The organism is Pigmentiphaga humi (assembly GCF_900606115.1).
Taxonomy (GTDB): domain Bacteria; phylum Pseudomonadota; class Gammaproteobacteria; order Burkholderiales; family Burkholderiaceae_B; genus Pigmentiphaga; species Pigmentiphaga humi.
The window spans coordinates 92517-111883 of the sequence record NZ_UWPJ01000014.1; the positions used below are offsets into that span (position 1 = coordinate 92517).

The window sequence follows — 19367 nt, forward strand, 5'->3', positions numbered from 1 at the left end:
CTTGGGGGGCGCGCGTAAGCGCGTAGGGGGTCTACCTGATCACCATGTTGTCCCGGTGCATCAGCTCGGCCTCTTCCATGCTGCCGAGCAGGGCTTCGATCTGGCTGGTCGGCTGGCGCATGATGCGCCGCGTCGCGCCGGAGGAATAATTGATCAGGCCGCGCGCCAGCTCCTTGCCGGAGGCATCGACGCACGCGACCACGTCGCCGCGCTCGAATTCGCCTTCGACCGCCGTCACGCCTATGGGCAGCAGGCTCTTGTTGTCGCGCGTCAGCGCCCGCGCCGCGCCGTCGTCCACCGTTACGCGGCCGCGCAGCTGCAGATGGTCGGCGATCCACTGTTTGCGCGCCGACAGCAGCGGCAGCGACGCTTGCAGTTCGGTGCCTATGCACTCGCCGCCGGCCAGGCGCACCAGCACCTCGGCCTCGCGCCCGGAGGCAATGACGGTGTGCGCCCCGCTGCCCGCGGCGCGCTTGGCGGCCAGGATCTTGGTCAGCATGCCGCCCTTGCCCAGGCTGCTGCCGGCGCCGCCGGCCATGGTTTCGAGCGCGGCCTCGCCGGCGCGCGCATGCGAGATGAAGCGGGCGTCCGGATCCTTGCGCGGGTCGGCGGAATACAGGCCGCGCTGGTCGGTCAGGATGACCAGCGCGTCGGCCTCGATCAGGTTGGTGACCAGGGCGCCCAGGGTATCGTTGTCGCCGACCTTGATCTCGTCGGTGACCACCGTATCGTTCTCGTTGATGATGGGCACCACGCCCAGGCGCAGCAGCGTGAACAGCGTCGAGCGGGCGTTCAGGTAGCGCCGGCGGTCGGAAAGGTCGTCGTGCGTGAGCAGGATCTGCGCGGTATGCAGCGCATGCTGCGCGAACACGCTCTCATAGGCTTGCGCCAGGCCCATCTGGCCGACCGCGGCCGCGGCCTGCAGCTCGGGAACCAGGACGGGCCGCTTTTCCCAGCCCAGGCGCAGCATGCCCTCGGCGATCGCGCCGCTGGACACCAGCACGACTTCCTTGCCGAGCGCCCGCAGCCGGGCGATCTGAGCCGCCCACAGCGACAGGGCCTGGCGGTCCAGGCCACGGCCCTCGTCCGTCACCAGGGAAGAGCCGACTTTGATCACGAGCCGCCGGGCGGAGGCGATCACGGAGGTGGTATTCATCGAACGCCGTACTGCGAAAAAAGAGGATGGTAGCCGGTAATCAGTCGTCGCCGCCCGAATCACCGCCTGCGCCGGAAGCATCGCTGCCGTCGTCCTGGGAACCGTCGCCGTGCTGACCGTCCTCGGCCTGCACCGCCGGGCCGCCATCGCCCGCGGCCGCGCGGCGCGGCGAACGGGGGCGGGCAGGGACGGGAGCCGCGGCTTTCACGGCGGCGCCCTCTTCCACGAAGCGGAGATCGTCGGCGAAGGCCTGCTCGGCCTCGCGCTGCTCGTCCAGCCAGTTCTGGATCGCCCAGGCCAGCTCCTGCGTGCCCTCGCCGGCCAGCGCGGAAATGCAGAATACCGGGCCTTCCCAGCCCAGCTCCAGGCAGAACGCTTCCTTGAGCCCTTGCGGATCGTCCACCATGTCGATCTTGTTCAGCACCAGCCAGCGCGGCTTCTCGTACAGCGTCTGGTCGTAGCGGCGCAGTTCCTCGACGATGGCGCGGGCCTCGCGGATGGGATCGACGCCCGGGTCCATGGGCGCCACGTCGACCAGGTGCAGCAGCAGGCGCGTGCGCGACAGGTGGCGCAGGAACTGGTGCCCCAGCCCGGCGCCCTCCGAGGCCCCCTCGATCAGGCCGGGGATGTCGGCGATCACGAAGCTGCGCTCGTTGTCGATGCGCACCACGCCCAGGTTGGGATGCAGCGTGGTGAACGGATAATCCGCCACTTTGGGGCGGGCATTGGAAAGCTTGCGGATCAGCGTGGACTTGCCGGCATTGGGCATGCCCAGCAGGCCGACGTCGGCCAGCACTTTCAGTTCCAGCCGCAGCTTGCGCTGCTCGCCGGGACGGCCCTGCGTGAACTGGCGCGGCGCGCGGTTGGTGCTGGACTTGAAGTGCAGGTTGCCCAGTCCGCCGTTGCCGCCGGCGGCCAGCACGACCTTCTGGCCATGCGTGGCCAGGTCGAACAGCAGTTCGTTGGTCTCGGCGTCGTACACCATGGTGCCGACCGGCATGCGCAGCGTGATGTCGCTGCCGCCCGCGCCGTAGCGATCCGAGCCGCTGCCCTGCTCGCCATTCTGCGCGCGGTGCAGGCGGGCATAGCGGTAGTCGATCAGCGTATTGATGTTGCGGTCGGCCACGGCATAGATGCTGCCGCCCCGCCCGCCATCCCCGCCATCGGGACCGCCCATGGGAATGAACTTCTCGCGGCGAAAGCTCGCCACGCCATTGCCGCCCTTGCCGGCGACGACCTCGATGGTGGCTTCGTCAACAAATTTCATAATCCCCCCTACGCGCTGCGCGCGCCCCCGTGGGGGCGGTGCTGGCGGGCCGGCAAAGCCGGATTCCGCGGCACCCTGGATTGGCCCATGGTACAGGCCGCGAAATCGCTGGATGCCAATATTGAAGAATGAGCGGCGAACGCTTCGCCACGCCGCTCCGGCCCCGCATAAGCGAAAGCCCAGAACACAATGCGGTGGATGAGCCTAGCCCACCCACCGCATCGGAAAACACAAACCCGTCGAACTGCCCCTACGGCGCCAACCCGCAAGCCAGGATACCACCGGGCTCCAGGGCACAGCGGATCCGGCTCCGCCGGTCCGCCGCCAGTGCCGCCCCCCTGGGGGGCGCACGTCAGCGCGTACGGGGATCTATATCAGACCGGTTCAATAGAGACGACCTGCTTGCGCAGCGCGCCCTTGACACCGAACTGCACGCGGCCGTCGACCAGCGCGAACAGGGTGTGGTCCTTGCCCAGGCCGACGTTGACGCCAGCGTGGAAACGGGTGCCGCGCTGGCGCACGATGATCGAGCCAGCCGGGATCAATTCACCGCCGAAGGCCTTGACGCCCAGGCGTTTCGCTTCGGAATCGCGGCCGTTCCGTGTGGAACCGCCGCCCTTTTTCTGTGCCATTTTTGCACTCCTGCTTGTTCGTTGCCGATTCTTGCCTACCTTCCGACTGCTTGCCCGGGCTCAGCCGGGCGAGCCCGAGATCAGGCGGAAATCGTGCCGATCTGGATTTCGGTGTAGTTCTGACGGTGGCCCTGGCGCTTCTGGTAGTGCTTGCGCCGGCGCATCTTGAAGATGCGGACCTTGTCGTGGCGACCGTGTGCAAGAACCTTGGCCGTGACCACGGCACCCGAGACGAGGGGCGCGCCGATCTTGATCTGATCGCCTTCGCCCACCGCCAGGACCTGGTCCAGCGTGATTTCTTGCCCGATGTCGGCCGGTATCTGTTCTATCTTGAGTTTTTCGCCAGCGTAAACACGATACTGTTTACCGCCGGTTTTTATGACCGCGTACATGGGATAACCTCTTGGATATTGCTGCTTGGGTAGTACCTGATTGGTGGCGCCGGATCGATGGCGCCGCCACTGCGCGGTTGCCGCCGCATGCAGATGGCTCGGCCAGAAGCTGCACACACAAAGAGCCGGCAACGACTATAAGCCCAAAAAGGGCTAAGCCATAAAATTTAACAAGAGATGGGGGCTTGCGTCAACCCCGGCCAGCTTTCGCACGCAGGCCCGTATAATCCATACGACTCGTGCCGCGCCGGACCGGCGTGCCGCACGCCAGGACATCCGGATCCGTCCGGATGCCGCCGGTCGTTTCCCTTTCGGAGATTGCCTCCTCCCGCCGGCAGTCGCCAGTTTACCCACGGATTCCCCCTTGAGCCTGCCGACCCTGTTCGCCCCCATCGCCGACGACATGAAGTGCGTCGATGCCGTCATCCGGGCACGCCTCGACTCCGACGTTCCGCTGATCCGCACCATCGCCGACTACATCATCGGCGCCGGCGGCAAGCGCATGCGTCCCGCCCTGCTGCTGATGATCGCGCGCGCGCTGGGCTACGAGGGCAGCCAGCACCACCTCCTGGCCGCGGTGGTCGAGTTCATCCACACCGCGACGCTGCTGCACGACGACGTGGTGGACGAATCCTCGCTGCGGCGCGGCCGCGCCACGGCCAACGCCGTGTTCGGCAACGCCGCCAGCGTGCTGGTGGGAGACTTCCTGCATTCGCGCTCGTTCCAGATGATGGTGGAAACGGGCTCGGTGCGGGTGATGCAGATCCTGGCCGACGCCACCAACGTCATCGCCGAGGGCGAGGTCTTGCAGCTGCTCAACGTGCACGACCCGCTTGTCACCGAAGAACGCTACCTGCAGGTGGTGCGCTACAAGACCGCCAAGCTGTTCGAAGCCTCGGCGCAGCTCGGCGCGGTGCTGTCGGGCGCCTCGCCCGAGCAGGAAACCGCCGCGGCCGAGTACGGCCGGCGCGCCGGCACGGCCTTCCAACTGATCGACGACGTGCTCGACTACAGCGGCGACGCCGAAGCCCTGGGCAAGAGCCTGGGCGACGATCTGCGCGAAGGCAAGCCCACGCTGCCGCTGATCCGCCTGCTCGACGTCGGCACGCCGGCCCAGCAGGAACTGATACGCACCGCCATCGAGAACGGCGAGGGCGACTTCGCCGCCGTAGCCGCGGCGATCCGCGCGTCGGACGCGCTCGACTACACCCGCGCCCGCGCCGAAAAAGAAGCCGAAGCCGCCGCCGCCACCCTCGCGGCCTTCCCGATTTCCGCTTTCCAAAAATCTCTGCTAGAATTCTGCGCTTTCGCGGTCAACCGAGACCGATGAAAGAAAAGCGGTAGAAAGCAATGCGGCACACCCCTTCTTTAAGCCGGCAACACAGGCGCTTCAGATCGGGTATAGTGCCGGACCAACAAGTCGGGGCGTAGCTCAGCCTGGTAGAGTACTGCGTTCGGGACGCAGGAGTCGGAGGTTCGAATCCTCTCGCCCCGACCATTGATCTGGTCACCAAGCCTGTCAGCCAGGCACACCGAAAACGCACAGCGCAACCGCCTGTGCGTTTTTTGTTTTGCGCGCAGCGCGCGCAAAGGTGCGTTACTTCAATCCCGTGACGCCGTCTCCAGCCAAGCCGTCCGTATAGCGCTCCCAGTTGCGCAGCCGATAGATCAGGTCTTCCTTCTTCGGACTGGCGGGCGCGCCGCCCGAGCAGAACACGCCGTTGCGCAGCGTCTGCTGGATCGACCCGCCCAGCACCACACGCCACTCGTCGTTGAGCGCGCGCTGCCAGCCCGCGCCCGGACGGTCGATGGCCACGGTGCGCCATTCGCGCGTGCCGCAGCGGACCGATTCATAGGAAATATTCTCGGCGCCGGCGTCGCTGACCGCGCGCAGCGTATAGCGCACGATCAGCCCGGGAGATATTTCGATGGAGCGTGGATCCACGCCGAAGCTGAAGCCGCGGACGCGCGTCAGCGGTTCGACGGGCAGCACGTCCTTGGCGGTGGGCACCGGCGGCAACTGGGACTTCAGCGCATCCCAGCCCGCATCGGGCAGCGTGCGCTGGGCGTCGATGTCGTCCAGCAGGTAGTTGCCGTCGGTACGCGGCGTGCCGCAGCCCGCCAGCCCCAGCGCCAGGCAAGCCATGGCGAGCCACGCAGCGGCGCGCTGCCCCGCAAAATCACTGTGCATATAAATCTTCCAAGGCGCCGCGCGCCCTCCTCATCCATAAAACACCCGTATCGCCCTCGAGGAGCGCGGCGCTAGCCGCGCAGGGGCGGGCACTCCTTCAGCCGCCCTTCGCCGCCCTCGCGCCGATGCGAGCCGACGTGCTGGCGCAGGTAGCGCGTCTCGTGGCTGCGGCGAAACAGCACCACCGACAGCTCGTTGAGCGCCGACGTGTAGACGTCGCGCTTGAATTCGATGACCGATTCGAGCGGCACCCAATAGGAACTCCAGCGCCATGCGTCGAACTCCGGATGCGACGAGGCGCGCAGGCAGACGTCGCTATCGCGCCCGACCATCCGAAGCAGGAACCAGATCTGCTTCTGTCCTTTGTAGTGCCCCCGCCATTCCCGCCTGACGAAGTGATCGGGCACGTTGTAACGCAACCAGTCGCGTGTTCTGCCCAGGATACGGACGTGCTCGGGCCGAAGACCTACTTCTTCATGGAGCTCGCGAAACATGGCCTGCACCGGGCTTTCCCCGTGCTTGATGCCTCCTTGCGGAAACTGCCAAGAATGTTCGTTGACGCGCTTGCCCCAGAAGACCTCGTTCTTCTGGTTGACGAGGACGATGCCGACGTTGGGACGGTAACCTTCACGATCCAGCATGAGCCACCCCAGCGATTCTCATACAATTGAGTCGATTATAGGCCCAGGGGGGCCGACCTCGTACCAACCACGTGAGCCACGCAATGCGCGCATCGCAGTTCCATATCGGCACGCTCAAGGAAGCGCCTTCCGACGCCGAAATCGTCAGCCACCAACTCATGACCCGCGCGGGCATGATCCGCAAGCTGGCCGGCGGCATCTACAACTACATGCCCATCGGCCTGCGCGTCATCCGCAAGGTCGAGGCCATCATCCGCGAAGAGATGAACCGCGCGGGCGCGCTCGAACTGCTGATGCCGGTGGTGCAGCCGGCCGAGCTCTGGATGGAGTCGGGCCGCTGGGAGCAGTACGGCCCCGAGCTGCTGCGCATGAAAGACCGCCACGGCCGTGATTTCGTGCTCCAGCCCACCTCGGAAGAAGTCATCACCGACATCGCCCGCAACGAGATCCACAGCTGGCGCCAGCTTCCCAAGAACTTCTATCACATCCAGACCAAGTTCCGCGACGAGCGCCGGCCGCGCTTCGGCGTGATGCGCGGCCGCGAGTTCACGATGAAGGACGCCTACTCCTTCGACCGCGACGAGGCCGGCGCGCAGAAGAGCTACGACGTCATGTACGACGCCTACATGCGCATCTTCACGCGCATGGGGCTGACCTTCCGCGCCGTGGCGGCCGACACCGGGTCGATCGGCGGCTCGCGCAGCCATGAGTTCCAGGTCATCGCCGATACCGGCGAAGACCTGATCGTCTACAACCCCGCCACCCAGTACGCCGCCAACATCGAGCTGGCCGAAGCGCCCTGCCTGATCGCCGAGCGCGCCGCCGCCGGCCAGGACATGCGCCAGGTCCATACCCCCGGCGCCACCAAGTGCGAAGCGGTGGCCGAGATGCTGGAACTGCCGCTGACCAGCCACGTCAAGTCCATCGCGCTGGCGGTCGAACCCGAGGAAGCCGGCCAGCCGGTGCAGATCTGGCTGCTGCTGGTGCGCGCCGACCACGAGCTGAACGAAGTCAAGGCCGGCAAGCTGGCCGGGCTGGAGCACGGCTACCGTTTCGCCACCGAGGCCGAGATCGTCGAGCACTTCGGCTGCGTGCCGGGCTTCATCGGCCCGCTGGGCACCGCCAAGCCCGTCACCGTCGTGGCCGACCGCACCGTGGCCGCGCTGCACGACTTCGTCATCGGCGCCAACCAGGCCGACCACCACTACGCCGGCGTGAACTGGGGCCGCGACCTGCCCGAGCCCGACCTCGTGGCCGACATCCGCAACGTGGTCGAAGGCGATCCGGCTCCGGACGGCAGCGGCGCGCTGGCCATCCAGCGCGGCATCGAGGTCGGCCACGTCTTTTTCCTGGGCACCAAGTACTCCAATGCGCTCAAGGCCACCTACCTGGACGAGACCGGCAAGCCGGCCATGCTGCAGATGGGCTGCTACGGCATAGGCGTGACGCGCCTGCTGGGCGCGGCCATCGAGCAGCACCACGATGCCCGCGGCATCGTCTGGCCGCGCGCGCTGGCGCCGTTCGAAGTGGTGGTCTGCCCGGTGGGCTGGGGCAAGAGCGAGGCCGTGCGCGACGCCGCGACCCGGCTCTACGAGGGCCTGAAGGAAGCGGGCGTGGATGCCATCCTGGACGACCGCGACGAGCGCCCCGGCGTGATGTTCGCCGACTGGGAACTGATCGGCGTGCCGGTGCGCGTGACCGTCGGCGACCGCGGCCTGAAGGAAGGCCAGATCGAGCTGCAGGGCCGCGGCGACGCGGCCGCCGCCAAGATCGCCGTGGCCGAAGGGCTGCCGGCCACGCTGGCCAGGCTGGCGCAAACGAACTGAGTCCGGCCGCCGGGCGCCCGGCATGCCTGGCAGCACGCCGGCCATGCCGCGGTCTGCCCCCAGTCCACACTCGCCGGCCTACTATCTACCTTGAAGGACGGACAAGCAACGCGAGGAGGACGGATGATGAACGAGGCAGACCTGGCCGCATTCGACTGTGCCGTGGCGGGGGCCGACATCCTGGGCGAAGCGCCCATGTGGTGCGGCCGCAGCCGGCTGCTCTGGTGGGTCGACGTGCGCCGCGCGGCCTTGCAATCCTACGATCCGGCCACCGGCAGGCACCGGGCGCGCCGCCTGGGAAACGACATGCTCATCGGCAGCATGGCCTTGCGCGAGCAAGGCGGTTTTCTATTGGCCACCGACACCGGTTTTTATACGTACGATCCCGGGCAGCCGGAAGCGCCGCGCGCCCTGTTCGATCCGGAACCGGGGCAAACCGGCAGTCGTCTGAACGACGGCCGGTGCGATCGGCGCGGCCGGTTCTGGGTGGGCAGCATGGTGGACGCGGACCGCATTCCCGGCGGCACCCTGTACCGGCTGGATGCGGACTTCGCCTGCCACGCCATGCTGGACGGAATCGTGGTGCCGAACTCGATTGCCTGGAGCCCGGACAACAAGACGATGTATTTCGCCGATACCCATCGCCAGCTCATCTGGGCGTTCGATTTCGACCTGGACGATGGCGCGATCACCCGCCGGCGTGTCTTCCACGACTGGAGCCACCAGAAAGGGAAGCCGGACGGCGCGGCCATCGATACCGACGGCTGTCTCTGGAACGCCATGGTGGCCACGGGCCAGTTGGTCCGCCACCGCCCCGACGGCCGCGTGGACCGCATCATCCAGTTGCCGGTCACCAATCCCACCTGCCCGGCGTTCGGCGGAACCGGCCTGGACGTCATGTACGTGACCAGCCACTCCCAACGCCTCGACCCCGCGCAAATAGCGCGGGAACCGTTGGCGGGGGGACTGTTCGCCGTGCGGACGGGCTGCCAGGGGCTGCCCGAGGCCCGCTTCGCCGGATGATTCAGCGGCGCGCGTAGGCCCGCGCCGGATGCAGGTCCATCACCCACTGCACGACCTGGGCCGCCAGTTCGTCGCTGGCGGCGCCGAAGGCGCTCACCACTTGCTGCACCTGTACGCCCTCGGCCGGACGCGCCACCTCGAAGCTGCGGGAGGCCACGACCCGGCGCGTGGACGCCGCCACCAGCCGGGCGTCGAGTACCAGCACCGCATGGGGCGCGCCGTTGCGGTATTCGCTCTGGAACGCGCGCAGGTCGCTGTCCAGCTCCAGGTCTGTGCGGATGTTGCTTTCGTCGGTGCTGACGCTCGCCGCCCGGCCGTCTGCGCGGAAGGCCTGCGCCAGGCGGGCGCGCACCAGGGCCGGCGGCGGCGCGGCCCAGCGCGCGCCGGCATAGCTGCTGACCTGGTCGCCCGAAGCCAGCACGGCGATGCGGGTCGCTTCCAGGACGGGGCTGGCATGCGGCGTATCGATGCGCAGCGACCACTCCTGCGCATCGGCCGACGAAGCGGCCGGCGCCTTCAAGGCCGACGGCAGGCGGTAGATCTCCACGGTCTGCTGTTCGGGCAGCAGCGAGCAGCCGGCCAGCAGGCCGGCCGCCGCGCAAAGGGCGGCAAGCCGCGCGCGCGGGGTCTTCATGGCGTGAACTCCTTGGGTTGTTCGCGGCCCAGCAGGTAATTGGCGGGGTTGTCCTCGAGGCGCCGCATGACGGCGCGCAGCGACGCCAGGGTGGTGCGCAGTTCGCGCAGCGCGCCGCCCAGTTCATTCAAGCCTTGGGCGCCGCTGCCGAGCGCGCCGCGGTTTTCCTGCACGAGCCGGTCGATGCTGTCGCCGGCGCGAGCCAGCGAAGTCATCGCCGCCTGCGCGCCCTGCAGGGTCTGCCGGCCCTGGTCGGCGACCAGGGCGTCGGTACGGCCGAGCAGCGAACTGGTGCGCGACAGCACCTCGGCGGCCTGCTGCCCGAGCACCGCCACTTGCGCGGACAGGCGGGCGACGTCGTCGCGTCCGTCCGCCATGGCCTGGGTAGTCTTCTCCAGGTTGTCCAGGATGCGCCCCAATTGCTCGGCATTGTGCGGCGACATCATCCGCCGGGAGCTGGCGACCAGTTCGCTGACGTTCAGCATCAGGTCTTCGCCGCCGGCCAGCAACTGGCTGATCGGCGACGGGGTCGCGACGATCACCGGCGCCTGGTCGCCGGTGCCCACGAGCAAGGGGCTGTCGGGCCTGCCGCTGCTGAGCTGGATTACCGAAGTGCCGGTCACGCCCGTCAGCCGCAGGCGCGCCACGGTGTCCTGCCGGATCGGCACGCTGCTGGCGATGCGTATGCGCGCCACCACCTTGCGCGGATCGGCCGGATCCAGCCGCAGCCGGGCGACGTCGCCCACCTTGATGCCGCTATACATCACGGCGCTGCCTTCGGACAGGCCGTTGACCGCCTCGTTGAACTCGACGTCGAACTGCGCCACGCCCGCGTCCGTATGGTTCTTGGCCAGCCACAGCCCGAACAGCAGCGCGCCGGCCACGAACACGACCAGGAACAGCCCGATCACCACATGATGCGCCCGCGTTTCCATCTCAAACCTCCCTGTCCGTGCGCTGCGCCGCGCCCGCGGCCGCGCGCCCGCGCGGCCCCTGGAAATATTCCTGCACCCATGGGTCGTCGACCCGCTCCACCACTTCCAGCCGGTCCACCGCCAGCACCTTGCGCCCGGCCAGCACCGCCACCCGATCGCAGATCGCGTAAAGCGTGTCCAGGTCGTGCGTGACCAGGAACACGGTCAGTCCCAATGCATCGCGCAGGGTGCGAATCAGGCGGTCGAAAGCCGCCGCGCCGATCGGATCGAGCCCGGCCGTGGGTTCGTCCAGGAACAGCAGGTCCGGATCGAGCGCCAGGGAGCGGGCCAGCGCGGCGCGCTTGACCATGCCGCCCGACAGCGAGGCCGGCAGCTTGTCGCCCGCTTCGGCGGGCAGGCCCGCCAGCGCGATCTTGAGCCGCGCCAGCCGTTCGGCCTCGACGCGCGGCAGGCCGGCGTGCTCGACCAGCGGCAGCGCGACATTCTCGGCCACGGTCAGGGACGAGAACAGCGCCCCGCGCTGGAACAGCACGCCCATGCGCCGCTCCAGCGCCGAGCGGCGCGCCGGCGGCAGCTCGGCCAGGGGCTCGCCGAACACCTTCACCGAGCCGGCGGTGGGCTGGCGCAGGCCGACGATGGAGCGCAGCAGCACCGACTTGCCCGAGCCCGAGCCGCCGACCACGCCCAGGATCTCGCCGCGGCGGATGTCCAGGTCCAGGCCGTCGTGCACGGTCTGCGCGCCGAAACGGTTGACCAGCCCGCGCACCTGGACGATGTTCTCGGGCGCCGCGCTCACCATCCCATCTCCATGCAGAACAGCGCCGCCAGCGCATCGATCAGGATCACCATGAAAATGGACTGCACCACGCTGGACGTGGTGTGCTCGCCCACCGACTGCGCGCTGCCGCTGACCTTGAAGCCTTCCAGGCAGCCAATGACGGCGATGACGAAGGCCAGGATCGGCGCCTTGGCCATGCCGACGTAGAAGTGGCGCACGCCCAGGCTCTCGTGCAGCGTGGACAGGAACAGCGAAGGCGGGATCTCCAGGCTCCAGGCGCAGACCAGCATGCCCCCGGCGATGCCGGTCAGCATGGACATGAACGTCAGGATGGGCAGCGAGACCATCATCGCCAGCACGCGCGGCAGCACCAGCATGTCGATGGGATTCAGGCCGAGCGCGCGCAATGCGTCGATTTCCTCGTTGGCCTTCATGGAGCCGATCTGCGCCGTGAAGGCGCTGGCGGTGCGGCCCGCCATCAGGATGGCGGTGAGCAGCACCGCGAACTCGCGCAGGAAGGCGAAGCCGACCAGGTTGACGGTGTAGATCGCGGCGCCGAACTCCTGCAATACCGTCGCGCCCAGGAAAGCCACCACCGCGCCGACCAGGAAGGTCAGCAGCGCGATGATGGGCACGGCGTCGAGCCCGACCTGCTCGATCTGCGCCACCGTGGCGGTGATGCGCCAGCTGCGGGGCCGCACCAGCCCCCGGACGAAACGCTCCAGGGTGAGCCCGATGAAGCCGCACTGGTCGACCGCATGCCGCCACATCTGCTCGGCGGCCCAGCCGATGCGGCCCAGCATCTCGGCCCCCGGCCGCCGCGCGGCGGCGGGCGCGGCGCGCTGGACCTGGTTTTCCGCCTGGATCACGGTATCGAGCAGCGCCCGGCGCGCCGGCGCGAGCGGCGGCCCCGCCTCGATCAGGGCCGGCAGGCGCTCCGCGCCGACCAGATCGACCAGCAGCGCCGCGCCGGCCGTATCCAGCGCGCCGATGCGGCTCACATCCAGCGTCGCGACTTCTGCCGCAGCCACCCCCGCGGCCTCGCGCCGCAGCGCCTCGAAACCGGCCAGCGTCCAATCGCCCTCGGCGGCCAGACGGCCGTCCTGCGGCGACGTCTCCCAGACCAGCCGGCCCGGCTGCGGACGGTCACTCACTCGCAAGCTCTCCTATAAAGGCACGCCACGACTCGCTCCTGCAAAGTACGTTGGGTTGGACCCAGGGCGCCGCGGATCCGGCTTCGCCGGTCCGCCAGCGCCGCCCCCTTGAGGGGGCCCGCGAAGCGGGTAGGGGGTGGGCCTATTTCATCCCCGGCAAGCCCTTCATGCCGCGCAGCGCCTTCATGCCGCCCATCGCGCGCATCATCTTGGCCATGCCGCCCTTCTTCATCTGCTTCATCATGGCCTGCATCTGCTCGAACTGGGCCAGCATGCGGTTGACCTCCTGCACCTGCACGCCGGCGCCGGTGGCGATGCGGCGCTTGCGCGAGGCCTTGATCAATTCGGGCTTGGACCGCTCCAGCTCGGTCATGGCGTTCAGGATGCCCTCCATGCGCCGGACCTGCTTGTTGGCCTGCTTGCCGTCGATCTGCGAGGCCGCCTGGGAGAACTGCGCCGGCAGCTTCTCCAGCAGCGAGCCCATGTCGCCCAGATTCTTCATCTGCGCGATCTGGGAGCGGAAATCGTTGAGGTCGAAGCGGTCGCCGGACTTGAGCTTGGCCGCCAGCTTTTGCGCCTCGTCCACGTCGATGGCGCGCTGCGCCTCTTCCACCAGCGACAGGATGTCGCCCATGCCCAGCACCCGCTGCGCCATGCGCTCGGGGTGGAAAGGCTCCAGGCCGGCCAGTTTTTCCGACACGCCGACGAACTTGAGCGGCTTGCCGGTGATCTGGCGCACCGACAGCGCCGCGCCGCCGCGCGCATCGCCGTCCAGCTTGGTCAGCACCACGCCGGTAAGCGGCAGCGCGTCGTTGAAGGCCTTGGCGACGTTGACCGCGTCCTGGCCCAGCATCGCATCGACCACGAACAGCGTCTCGATGGGATTGAGCAGGGCGTGCAGCGCGCGGATCTCGTTCATCAGCACTTCGTCTATGCCCAGGCGGCCGGCGGTATCGACGATCAGCACGTCGTAGTGGTGGCGGCGGGCATGGTCGAGCGCGTTGCGGGCGATGTCCTCGGGCTTCTGGTCGGCGGTCGAGGGCATGAAGTCCACGCCCGCCTGCGCGGCCACCGTCTTCAGCTGTTCGATGGCCGCGGGGCGGTAGACGTCGGCGCTGACCACCAGCACCTTCTTCTTGCCGGTCTTGCGGCCGTTCTGGACGTGGCCGCCCTCTGCCAGCCAGCGCGCCAGCTTGCCGGTGGTGGTGGTCTTGCCCGAGCCCTGCAGGCCGGCCATCAGAATCACGGCGGGCGGCTGCTGGGCCAGCGACAGCTCGGTCGCGTTCGGGCCGAGGTCGCCGCCCATCAGCGTGGTCAGCTCCTTGTGCACGACCCCCACCAGCGCCTGGCCCGGGGTCAGGCTGCCGGCGACGTCCTCGCCCAGCGCCTTTTCCTTCACGCGCGCGACGAACTCGCGCACCACCGGCAGCGCCACGTCCGCCTCGAGCAGCGCCAGGCGCACTTCGCGCAGCATTTCCTGCGTATTCGCCTCGGTCAGGCGGGCTTCGCCCTTCAGGGTCTTGACGACACGGGACAGGCGGGCAGTGAGGTTATCGAGCATGAATGGGATCGCTTACACTTCCATATGGACATGGGAATTGTATTGCACGCACTGGCCGCGGCCGGTTACGCCTTGTTGACGGCGCTGGCCTGGCGCGGCGTCTCGTCGCACCCCGAAACCCGGATGAGCGCCGTCGAACGCACCGGACTGACGCTGGTGCTGGTTCTGCACGGCCTGGCGGTCCACCAGGCCATGCTGGGCGACGGCGACCTCAGGCTCGGCTTCGCGCTGGGCATCTCGGCCGCGCTATGGCTGGGCCTGATCGTATTCTGGGCCGAAAGCCTGTGGGTGGCCATAGACGGGCTGCGGCTGTGGCTGATGCCGCTGGGCGCCGTCGCCACCGCGCTGCAGGCGGTGTTTCCCGAAGGACGCGTCATCGCCCATGCCGACAGCGGCTGGCTGCGCGTCCACCTGGCCATCGCGCTGGCCGCCTACAGCATGATCACCATCGCCGCGCTGCACGCGCTGCTGATGGCCTCGGCCGACCGGCGGCTGCACGACCTCTCCTCCAGCGCCCAGCCGTCCGCCCGCCCCCCGGCGCGCGTCTATGCGCGGCTGCTCGACGCCGTGCCGCCGGTCCTGGTGCTCGAACGGCTGTTGTTCCGCCTGATATGGATAGGCTTCGTGCTGCTGACGCTGGCCGTGCTGACCGGCATCGTCATCTCGGAAGCCCTGTCCGGCACGCCGCTGCCCTTCGACCACAAGACCGTCTTCACGCTGCTGTCGTGGCTGACCTTCGGCCTGCTGCTGCTCGGCCGCCAGGTCCGCGGCTGGCGCGGCCGCACCGCGCTGCGCTGGACGCTGGCCGGCTTCGCCTTCCTGCTGCTGGCCTACACCGGCACCCGCTTCGTCCTCGAATTCATCCTGCACCGCTGACCCGCGACCATGGGCAAGATCCTGTTCTGGCTAGTCGTCATCCTCGTCGCGCTGCTGGTGGCGCGCATCGCCGCGCGCAGCGCCGTCAAGGGCCAGCGCCAGGCCAGCCGACGCGCAGACGCCACCCGCTTTCCCGAAGGCGGCATGGTCCGCTGCGCGCATTGCGGCATCCACCTGGCCTCCTCCGAAGCCGTCCGGCGCAAAGGCTACAACTATTGCAGCCTGGCCCATTCGCTCAAAGGACCGGGCAAATGAGCAGCCCGGCCGCGCCTCCAGACCCGCAGGCACCCGCCAGGATCGATGCGGCAGGCTGGATCGTCCACCCTGCCGTGCGCATCGCGCCTTCGCCCAATCACGACGAGCGCCCGGCCGGCACCGACGCCTCGCTGCTGGTCGTCCACAACATCAGCCTGCCGCCCGGCGAATTCGGCGGCCCCTGCATCGAGGCCCTGTTCACCAACACCCTGGACTGCGACGCCCATCCCTGGTTCGACTGCCTGCGCGGCCTGCGCGTCTCGGCCCACTTTCTGATCGACCGCCACGGCCGCGTCACCCAGTTCGTCAGCACCGACCGCCGCGCCTGGCACGCCGGCGTCTCCAGCTTCGAAGGCCGCGAGCGCTGCAACGACTTTTCGCTGGGCATCGAACTCGAAGGTACCGACACCCTGCCCTACACCGACGCCCAGTACGCCTCCCTGGCCTGGCTCACCGCCCTGCTGTGCGAGCGCCATCCCCTGCGCCACGTCCGCGGCCATGAACACATCGCCCCCGGCCGGAAAACGGACCCCGGTCCTTCTTTTGACTGGGGGCGGGCGATGGAAGGCCCCCCCCCTATGCGCTTGCGCGCGCCACCCCCGGGGGGCGGCACTGGCGGACCGGCGAAGCCGGATCCGCTGTGTCCGTAGTTCGCGGTGCCGGCCTGGGTTCGCGGCGCCGAGGCTCTTGTGCCTTGGCGCGCTGTTCCACGCGAGGCAAACCCCGCTTTTCACGAGCGCTACGCGATCATTCCGGCGTGAAACACGCATGCTTTCTAGCTGTCCAATCTTTAGAGCGCGACACGCCTGCCTGAGCGACCGACTCTCGCGTCCAGCAACATTTTGACACTTGCCGTACAATGGCTCCCCCCCCTAGAATTAGTGCCGCGCCAGCCAAACACCACTATATGTAGTGGCTGCGCCGCAAGAAAAGGGGAAAACATGGCTTATTCCATCACGCCAGCCCAGACGTGCCGCGGTTCCAGCCGCCTCGCCTGTCGTCGTTAAGCCCCAACCGCGCCCGGCGCGGCTGTCGCTCTTGCAGTCCCGAATTTTTTACCCTGCTTCAACTCCCAGAACACCCCGAGTATCGGCGCGGCCCCCATCCCGCGCCTTCATGCATCCAGGAGGCCTTATGCAACTCTCGACATCGCCGGCCCAAACGCAAGCTGCGCCGCTCGCTTCCAAGCCCGCAGCCGCCGAAGCCGAAACATCCTCGTACTCCGACTACAAGGTCATCCGGCGCAATGGCGCCGTGGTCGGATTCGAACCCGGCAAGATCTCGGTCGCGCTGACCAAGGCCTTCCTCGCCGTCAACGGCGGCCAGGGCGCAGCCTCCGCGCGCGTGCGCGAGCTCGTCGAAGGCCTGACCAAACAGGTCGTCCACGCCCTGGTGCGCCGCCAGCCCACCGGCGGCACCGTGCACATCGAAGACATCCAGGACCAGGTCGAGCTGGCGCTGATGCGCTCCGGCGAGCACGACGTCGCGCGCGCCTACGTGCTCTACCGCGAGAAACGCGCCCAGCAGCGCGCCCTGATGCATACCGAGCCCAACCAGCCCGTCCTGCACGCCACCGAAAACGGCCTGCGCATCCCGCTCGACCCGCAGCACCTGCAGGCCATCATCGTCGCCGCGTGCTCGGGCCTGGAAGAATTCGCCTCGGCCGAGACCATTTTCAAGGAAACCGTCAAGAACCTGTACGACGGCGTCTCCACCGACGAAATTTTCAAGTCCGCCATCCTCGCCGCCCGCTCGCAGCTCGAGAAGGATCCGGCCTACAGCACGGTCACGGCACGACTCTTGCTGCACACCATCCGCAAGGAAGTGTTGGGCGAAGAGGTAGAACAAGCGGCCATGGCCACTCACTACGCAACGTATTTCCCGCAGTTCATCGCGCGCGGCATCGAAGGCGGCCTGCTCGACCCCGAGTTGGCGAGCTTCGACCTGGCGCGCCTGGCCGCCGCGCTCGACCACAGCCGCGACCTGCAATTCAGCTACCTCGGCCTGCAGACCCTGTACGACCGCTACTTCCTGCACATCAAGGGCACCCGCATCGAACTGCCGCAGGCCTTCTTCATGCGCGTGGCCATGGGCCTGGCCATCGAAGAAGCCGAGCGCGAGACGCGCGCCATCGAGTTCTACAACATCCTGTCGTCGTTCGACTTCATGAGCTCGACGCCGACGCTGTTCAACGCGGGCACCCTGCACTCGCAGCTGTCGTCGTGCTACCTGACCACGGTGGACGACAGCCTGGAAGGCATCTACGACGCCATCAAGGAAAACGCGCTGCTGGCCAAGTACGCCGGCGGACTGGGCAACGACTGGACCCCGGTGCGCGCGCTGCGCAGCCACATCAAGGGCACCAACGGCGAAAGCCAGGGCGTGGTGCCGTTCCTCAAGGTGGTCAACGACACCGCCGTCGCGGTCAACCAGGGCGGCAAGCGCAAAGGCGCGGTCTGCACCTACCTGGAGACCTGGCACCTGGACATCGAGGAATTCCTCGAACTGCGCAAGAACACCGGCGACGAGCGCCGCCGCACCCACGACATGAACACGGCGAACTGGATTCCCGACCTGTTCATGAAGCGCGTGATGGAGAACGGCGAATGGACGCTGTTCTCGCCGTCCGACTGCCCGGACCTCCACGACAAGGTCGGCAAGGCCTTCGAGCAGGCCTACCTCGGCTATGAAGCGCAGGTCGCCAGCGGCGAACTGAAGCTCTTCAAGAAGATCCCGGCCATCAACCTGTGGCGCAAGATGCTGTCCATGCTGTTCGAAACCGGCCATCCGTGGATCACGTTCAAGGACCCGTGCAACATCCGCTCGCCGCAGCAGCATGTCGGCGTCGTGCACAGCTCCAACCTGTGCACCGAGATCACGCTGAACACCAACGCCACCGAAATCGCGGTCTGCAACCTGGGCTCGGTCAACCTCGTCGCCCACCTCAAGACCAACGACGACGGCTCGGTCTCGCTCGATCACGACAAGCTGCGCCGGACCATCGGCGTTGCCATGCGCATGCTCGACAACGTGATCGACATCAACTACTACGCCGTCGACAAGGCCAAGAACTCCAACTCGCGCCATCGCCCCGTCGGCATGGGCATCATGGGCTTCCAGGACGCGCTGCACATCATGCGCACGCCCTACGCTTCCGACGCCGCGGTCGTGTTCGCCGACCAATCGATGGAAGCGGTGTGCTACTACGCCTACCTGGCCTCGACCGAACTGGCCGAAGAACGCGGCCGCTATTCGTCGTTCGAAAATTCGCTGTGGGACCGCGGCATCCTGCCGCAGGACTCCATCGAGCTGCTGCGCCAGGAGCGCGGCGGCTACGTCGAAGTCGACCAGAGCGCGGCCATGGACTGGAGCTCGTTGCGCGAGCGCATCAAACAGCACGGCATGCGTAATTCCAATTGCATCGCCATTGCCCCGACGGCAACGATTTCCAATATCATTGGCGTGTCCGCGTGCATTGAACCGACCTATCAGAACTTGTACGTCAAATCGAACCTCTCCGGCGAATTCACGATCGTCAACGACTACCTGGTCCGCGATCTCAAGAAGCTCGGACTGTGGGACGAAGTGATGGTCGCGGATCTGAAGTACTTCGACGGCAGCCTCGCCAAGATCGACCGGGTCCCGGCCGAGCTGCGCAAGCTGTATGCGACGGCCTTCGAGGTCGAGCCCCGCTGGCTCGTCGAATGCGCCGCGCGCCGGCAGAAGTGGATCGACCAGTCGCAATCGCTCAACATCTACATGGCGGGCGCGTCGGGCAAGAAGCTGGATGAAACGTACAAACTGGCTTGGCAGCGTGGCCTGAAGACCACCTACTACCTTCGCACCCTGGGTGCGACCAGCGCCGAGAAGTCCACCGGACGCGGCGGCGAATTGAACGCCGTGTCGATGGGCTCGTCCAATGCGGGAAGCTCCGCGGCAGGCAGCCACCTGCCGGAACCGGAAATCGTCGGGGCGGTATGCACCATGAAGCCGGGCGACCCCGGCTTCGAAGAGTGCGAAGCCTGCCAATAATCCCCGCTGAAATA

At 67.6% G+C, this 19367-nt stretch carries 17 protein-coding genes, 1 tRNA gene and 1 pseudogene; 8 read left to right on the forward strand and 11 right to left on the reverse strand.

Annotated elements, in window-relative coordinates; genetic code table 11:
* Positions 1 to 31 precede the first annotated feature (31 nt).
* The 4 genes and pseudogenes from proB to rplU all read right to left on the reverse strand — a co-directional run bounded on the left by proB (position 32) and on the right by rplU (position 3447).
* Complete coding sequence (gene proB / locus PIGHUM_RS07765; RefSeq protein WP_124078882.1) at positions 32 to 1156, reverse strand: glutamate 5-kinase; 1125 nt, start codon at positions 1154 to 1156, stop codon at positions 32 to 34.
* 190 nt (positions 1157 to 1346) lie between these two features.
* Positions 1347 to 2423 (reverse strand): annotated as a pseudogene (gene obgE, locus PIGHUM_RS07770) (GTPase ObgE); the annotation flags it as partial.
* Between the two features lie 374 nt (positions 2424 to 2797).
* On the reverse strand, positions 2798 to 3055 hold the full coding sequence (gene rpmA / locus PIGHUM_RS07775) for a 50S ribosomal protein L27 (RefSeq protein ID WP_124078885.1): 258 nt from the start codon (positions 3053 to 3055) through the stop codon (positions 2798 to 2800).
* An 80-nt stretch (positions 3056 to 3135) separates the two neighbouring features.
* On the reverse strand, positions 3136 to 3447 hold the full coding sequence (gene rplU / locus PIGHUM_RS07780; protein WP_124078886.1) for a 50S ribosomal protein L21: 312 nt from the start codon (positions 3445 to 3447) through the stop codon (positions 3136 to 3138).
* A gap of 364 nt (positions 3448 to 3811) precedes the next feature.
* Here rplU and PIGHUM_RS07785 point away from each other — a divergent pair, with 364 nt between their 5' ends.
* Both PIGHUM_RS07785 and PIGHUM_RS07790 read left to right on the forward strand, forming a co-directional pair.
* Positions 3812 to 4777: a polyprenyl synthetase family protein gene (locus PIGHUM_RS07785; protein ID WP_124078887.1), complete on the forward strand. Its 966-nt coding sequence runs from the start codon at positions 3812 to 3814 to the stop codon at positions 4775 to 4777.
* Positions 4778 to 4868: 91 nt separating this feature from the next.
* A tRNA-Pro gene (locus PIGHUM_RS07790) sits at positions 4869 to 4945 on the forward strand.
* 99 nt (positions 4946 to 5044) lie between these two features.
* Here the strand turns inward: PIGHUM_RS07790 and PIGHUM_RS07795 are convergent.
* Positions 5045 to 5638 carry a CNP1-like family protein gene (locus PIGHUM_RS07795; protein ID WP_124078889.1) on the reverse strand — a complete coding sequence of 198 codons (594 nt, stop codon included), beginning with the start codon at positions 5636 to 5638 and terminating at the stop codon, positions 5045 to 5047.
* A gap of 71 nt (positions 5639 to 5709) precedes the next feature.
* The gene (locus PIGHUM_RS07800) at positions 5710 to 6279 is read right to left on the reverse strand and encodes an RNA pyrophosphohydrolase (RefSeq protein WP_124078891.1); all 570 of its coding nucleotides are present in this window, start codon (positions 6277 to 6279) and stop codon (positions 5710 to 5712) included.
* Between the two features lie 83 nt (positions 6280 to 6362).
* Between PIGHUM_RS07800 and PIGHUM_RS07805 the strand changes: the two genes are divergently transcribed.
* Together PIGHUM_RS07805 and PIGHUM_RS07810 are read left to right on the forward strand one after the other, a co-directional pair.
* Positions 6363 to 8105, forward strand: a complete 1743-nt coding sequence (locus PIGHUM_RS07805) for a proline--tRNA ligase (protein WP_124078893.1) — start codon at positions 6363 to 6365, stop codon at positions 8103 to 8105.
* Between the two features lie 123 nt (positions 8106 to 8228).
* Positions 8229 to 9128, forward strand: coding sequence for an SMP-30/gluconolactonase/LRE family protein (locus PIGHUM_RS07810; RefSeq protein WP_246013018.1), 900 nt, complete (start codon positions 8229 to 8231; stop codon positions 9126 to 9128).
* 1 nt (position 9129) lies between these two features.
* Here the strand turns inward: PIGHUM_RS07810 and PIGHUM_RS07815 are convergent, their stop codons facing one another.
* From PIGHUM_RS07815 to ffh, 5 genes are all read right to left on the reverse strand, one after another.
* Positions 9130 to 9762, reverse strand: coding sequence for an ABC-type transport auxiliary lipoprotein family protein (locus PIGHUM_RS07815; protein ID WP_124078895.1), 633 nt, complete (start codon positions 9760 to 9762; stop codon positions 9130 to 9132).
* On the reverse strand, positions 9759 to 10697 hold the full coding sequence (locus PIGHUM_RS07820; RefSeq protein ID WP_124078897.1) for an MlaD family protein: 939 nt from the start codon (positions 10695 to 10697) through the stop codon (positions 9759 to 9761). Before PIGHUM_RS07820 ends, PIGHUM_RS07815 begins: the two co-directional genes overlap by 4 nt.
* A gap of 1 nt (position 10698) precedes the next feature.
* A complete protein-coding gene (locus PIGHUM_RS07825; RefSeq protein ID WP_124078899.1) occupies positions 10699 to 11496 on the reverse strand; it encodes an ABC transporter ATP-binding protein in 798 nt (265 codons plus the stop codon).
* The gene (locus PIGHUM_RS07830; protein ID WP_124078901.1) at positions 11490 to 12629 is read right to left on the reverse strand and encodes an MlaE family ABC transporter permease; all 1140 of its coding nucleotides are present in this window, start codon (positions 12627 to 12629) and stop codon (positions 11490 to 11492) included. Before PIGHUM_RS07830 ends, PIGHUM_RS07825 begins: the two co-directional genes overlap by 7 nt.
* Positions 12630 to 12771: 142 nt before the next feature.
* Positions 12772 to 14190, reverse strand: a complete 1419-nt coding sequence (gene ffh / locus PIGHUM_RS07835; protein ID WP_124078903.1) for a signal recognition particle protein — start codon at positions 14188 to 14190, stop codon at positions 12772 to 12774.
* A 24-nt stretch (positions 14191 to 14214) separates the two neighbouring features.
* Here ffh and PIGHUM_RS07840 point away from each other — a divergent pair, with 24 nt between their 5' ends.
* The 4 genes from PIGHUM_RS07840 (at position 14215) to PIGHUM_RS07855 (ending at position 19353) form a co-directional block, all read left to right on the forward strand.
* The gene (locus PIGHUM_RS07840; RefSeq protein WP_124078905.1) at positions 14215 to 15066 is read left to right on the forward strand and encodes a cytochrome C assembly family protein; all 852 of its coding nucleotides are present in this window, start codon (positions 14215 to 14217) and stop codon (positions 15064 to 15066) included.
* A 9-nt stretch (positions 15067 to 15075) separates the two neighbouring features.
* Positions 15076 to 15321: a PP0621 family protein gene (locus PIGHUM_RS07845; protein WP_124078907.1), complete on the forward strand. Its 246-nt coding sequence runs from the start codon at positions 15076 to 15078 to the stop codon at positions 15319 to 15321.
* Positions 15318 to 15971, forward strand: coding sequence for a 1,6-anhydro-N-acetylmuramyl-L-alanine amidase AmpD (gene ampD / locus PIGHUM_RS07850; RefSeq protein ID WP_124078908.1), 654 nt, complete (start codon positions 15318 to 15320; stop codon positions 15969 to 15971). The genes PIGHUM_RS07845 and ampD overlap by 4 nt, the downstream gene beginning before the upstream one ends.
* A 484-nt stretch (positions 15972 to 16455) precedes the next feature.
* A complete protein-coding gene (locus PIGHUM_RS07855) occupies positions 16456 to 19353 on the forward strand; it encodes a ribonucleoside-diphosphate reductase subunit alpha (RefSeq protein WP_124078910.1) in 2898 nt (965 codons plus the stop codon).
* The last annotated feature ends 14 nt before the right edge of the window (positions 19354 to 19367 follow it).

What these genes read in the sequence shown, in the direction of transcription:
- PIGHUM_RS07800 (WP_124078891.1), bottom strand. Translation starts at nt 6,279, where the DNA reads ATGCTGGATCGTGAAGGTTACCGTCCCAACGTCGGCATCGTCCTCGTC.
- PIGHUM_RS07845 (WP_124078907.1), top strand. Translation starts at nt 15,076, where the DNA reads ATGGGCAAGATCCTGTTCTGGCTAGTCGTCATCCTCGTCGCGCTGCTG.
- PIGHUM_RS07820 (WP_124078897.1), bottom strand. Translation starts at nt 10,697, where the DNA reads ATGGAAACGCGGGCGCATCATGTGGTGATCGGGCTGTTCCTGGTCGTG.
- ffh (WP_124078903.1), bottom strand. Translation starts at nt 14,190, where the DNA reads ATGCTCGATAACCTCACTGCCCGCCTGTCCCGTGTCGTCAAGACCCTG.
- ampD (WP_124078908.1), top strand. Translation starts at nt 15,318, where the DNA reads ATGAGCAGCCCGGCCGCGCCTCCAGACCCGCAGGCACCCGCCAGGATC.
- PIGHUM_RS07795 (WP_124078889.1), bottom strand. Translation starts at nt 5,638, where the DNA reads ATGCACAGTGATTTTGCGGGGCAGCGCGCCGCTGCGTGGCTCGCCATG.
- rplU (WP_124078886.1), bottom strand. Translation starts at nt 3,447, where the DNA reads ATGTACGCGGTCATAAAAACCGGCGGTAAACAGTATCGTGTTTACGCT.
- PIGHUM_RS07805 (WP_124078893.1), top strand. Translation starts at nt 6,363, where the DNA reads ATGCGCGCATCGCAGTTCCATATCGGCACGCTCAAGGAAGCGCCTTCC.
- proB (WP_124078882.1), bottom strand. Translation starts at nt 1,156, where the DNA reads ATGAATACCACCTCCGTGATCGCCTCCGCCCGGCGGCTCGTGATCAAA.
- PIGHUM_RS07840 (WP_124078905.1), top strand. Translation starts at nt 14,215, where the DNA reads ATGGACATGGGAATTGTATTGCACGCACTGGCCGCGGCCGGTTACGCC.
- PIGHUM_RS07815 (WP_124078895.1), bottom strand. Translation starts at nt 9,762, where the DNA reads ATGAAGACCCCGCGCGCGCGGCTTGCCGCCCTTTGCGCGGCGGCCGGC.
- PIGHUM_RS07855 (WP_124078910.1), top strand. Translation starts at nt 16,456, where the DNA reads ATGCAACTCTCGACATCGCCGGCCCAAACGCAAGCTGCGCCGCTCGCT.
- PIGHUM_RS07825 (WP_124078899.1), bottom strand. Translation starts at nt 11,496, where the DNA reads ATGGTGAGCGCGGCGCCCGAGAACATCGTCCAGGTGCGCGGGCTGGTC.
- rpmA (WP_124078885.1), bottom strand. Translation starts at nt 3,055, where the DNA reads ATGGCACAGAAAAAGGGCGGCGGTTCCACACGGAACGGCCGCGATTCC.
- PIGHUM_RS07810 (WP_246013018.1), top strand. Translation starts at nt 8,229, where the DNA reads ATGATGAACGAGGCAGACCTGGCCGCATTCGACTGTGCCGTGGCGGGG.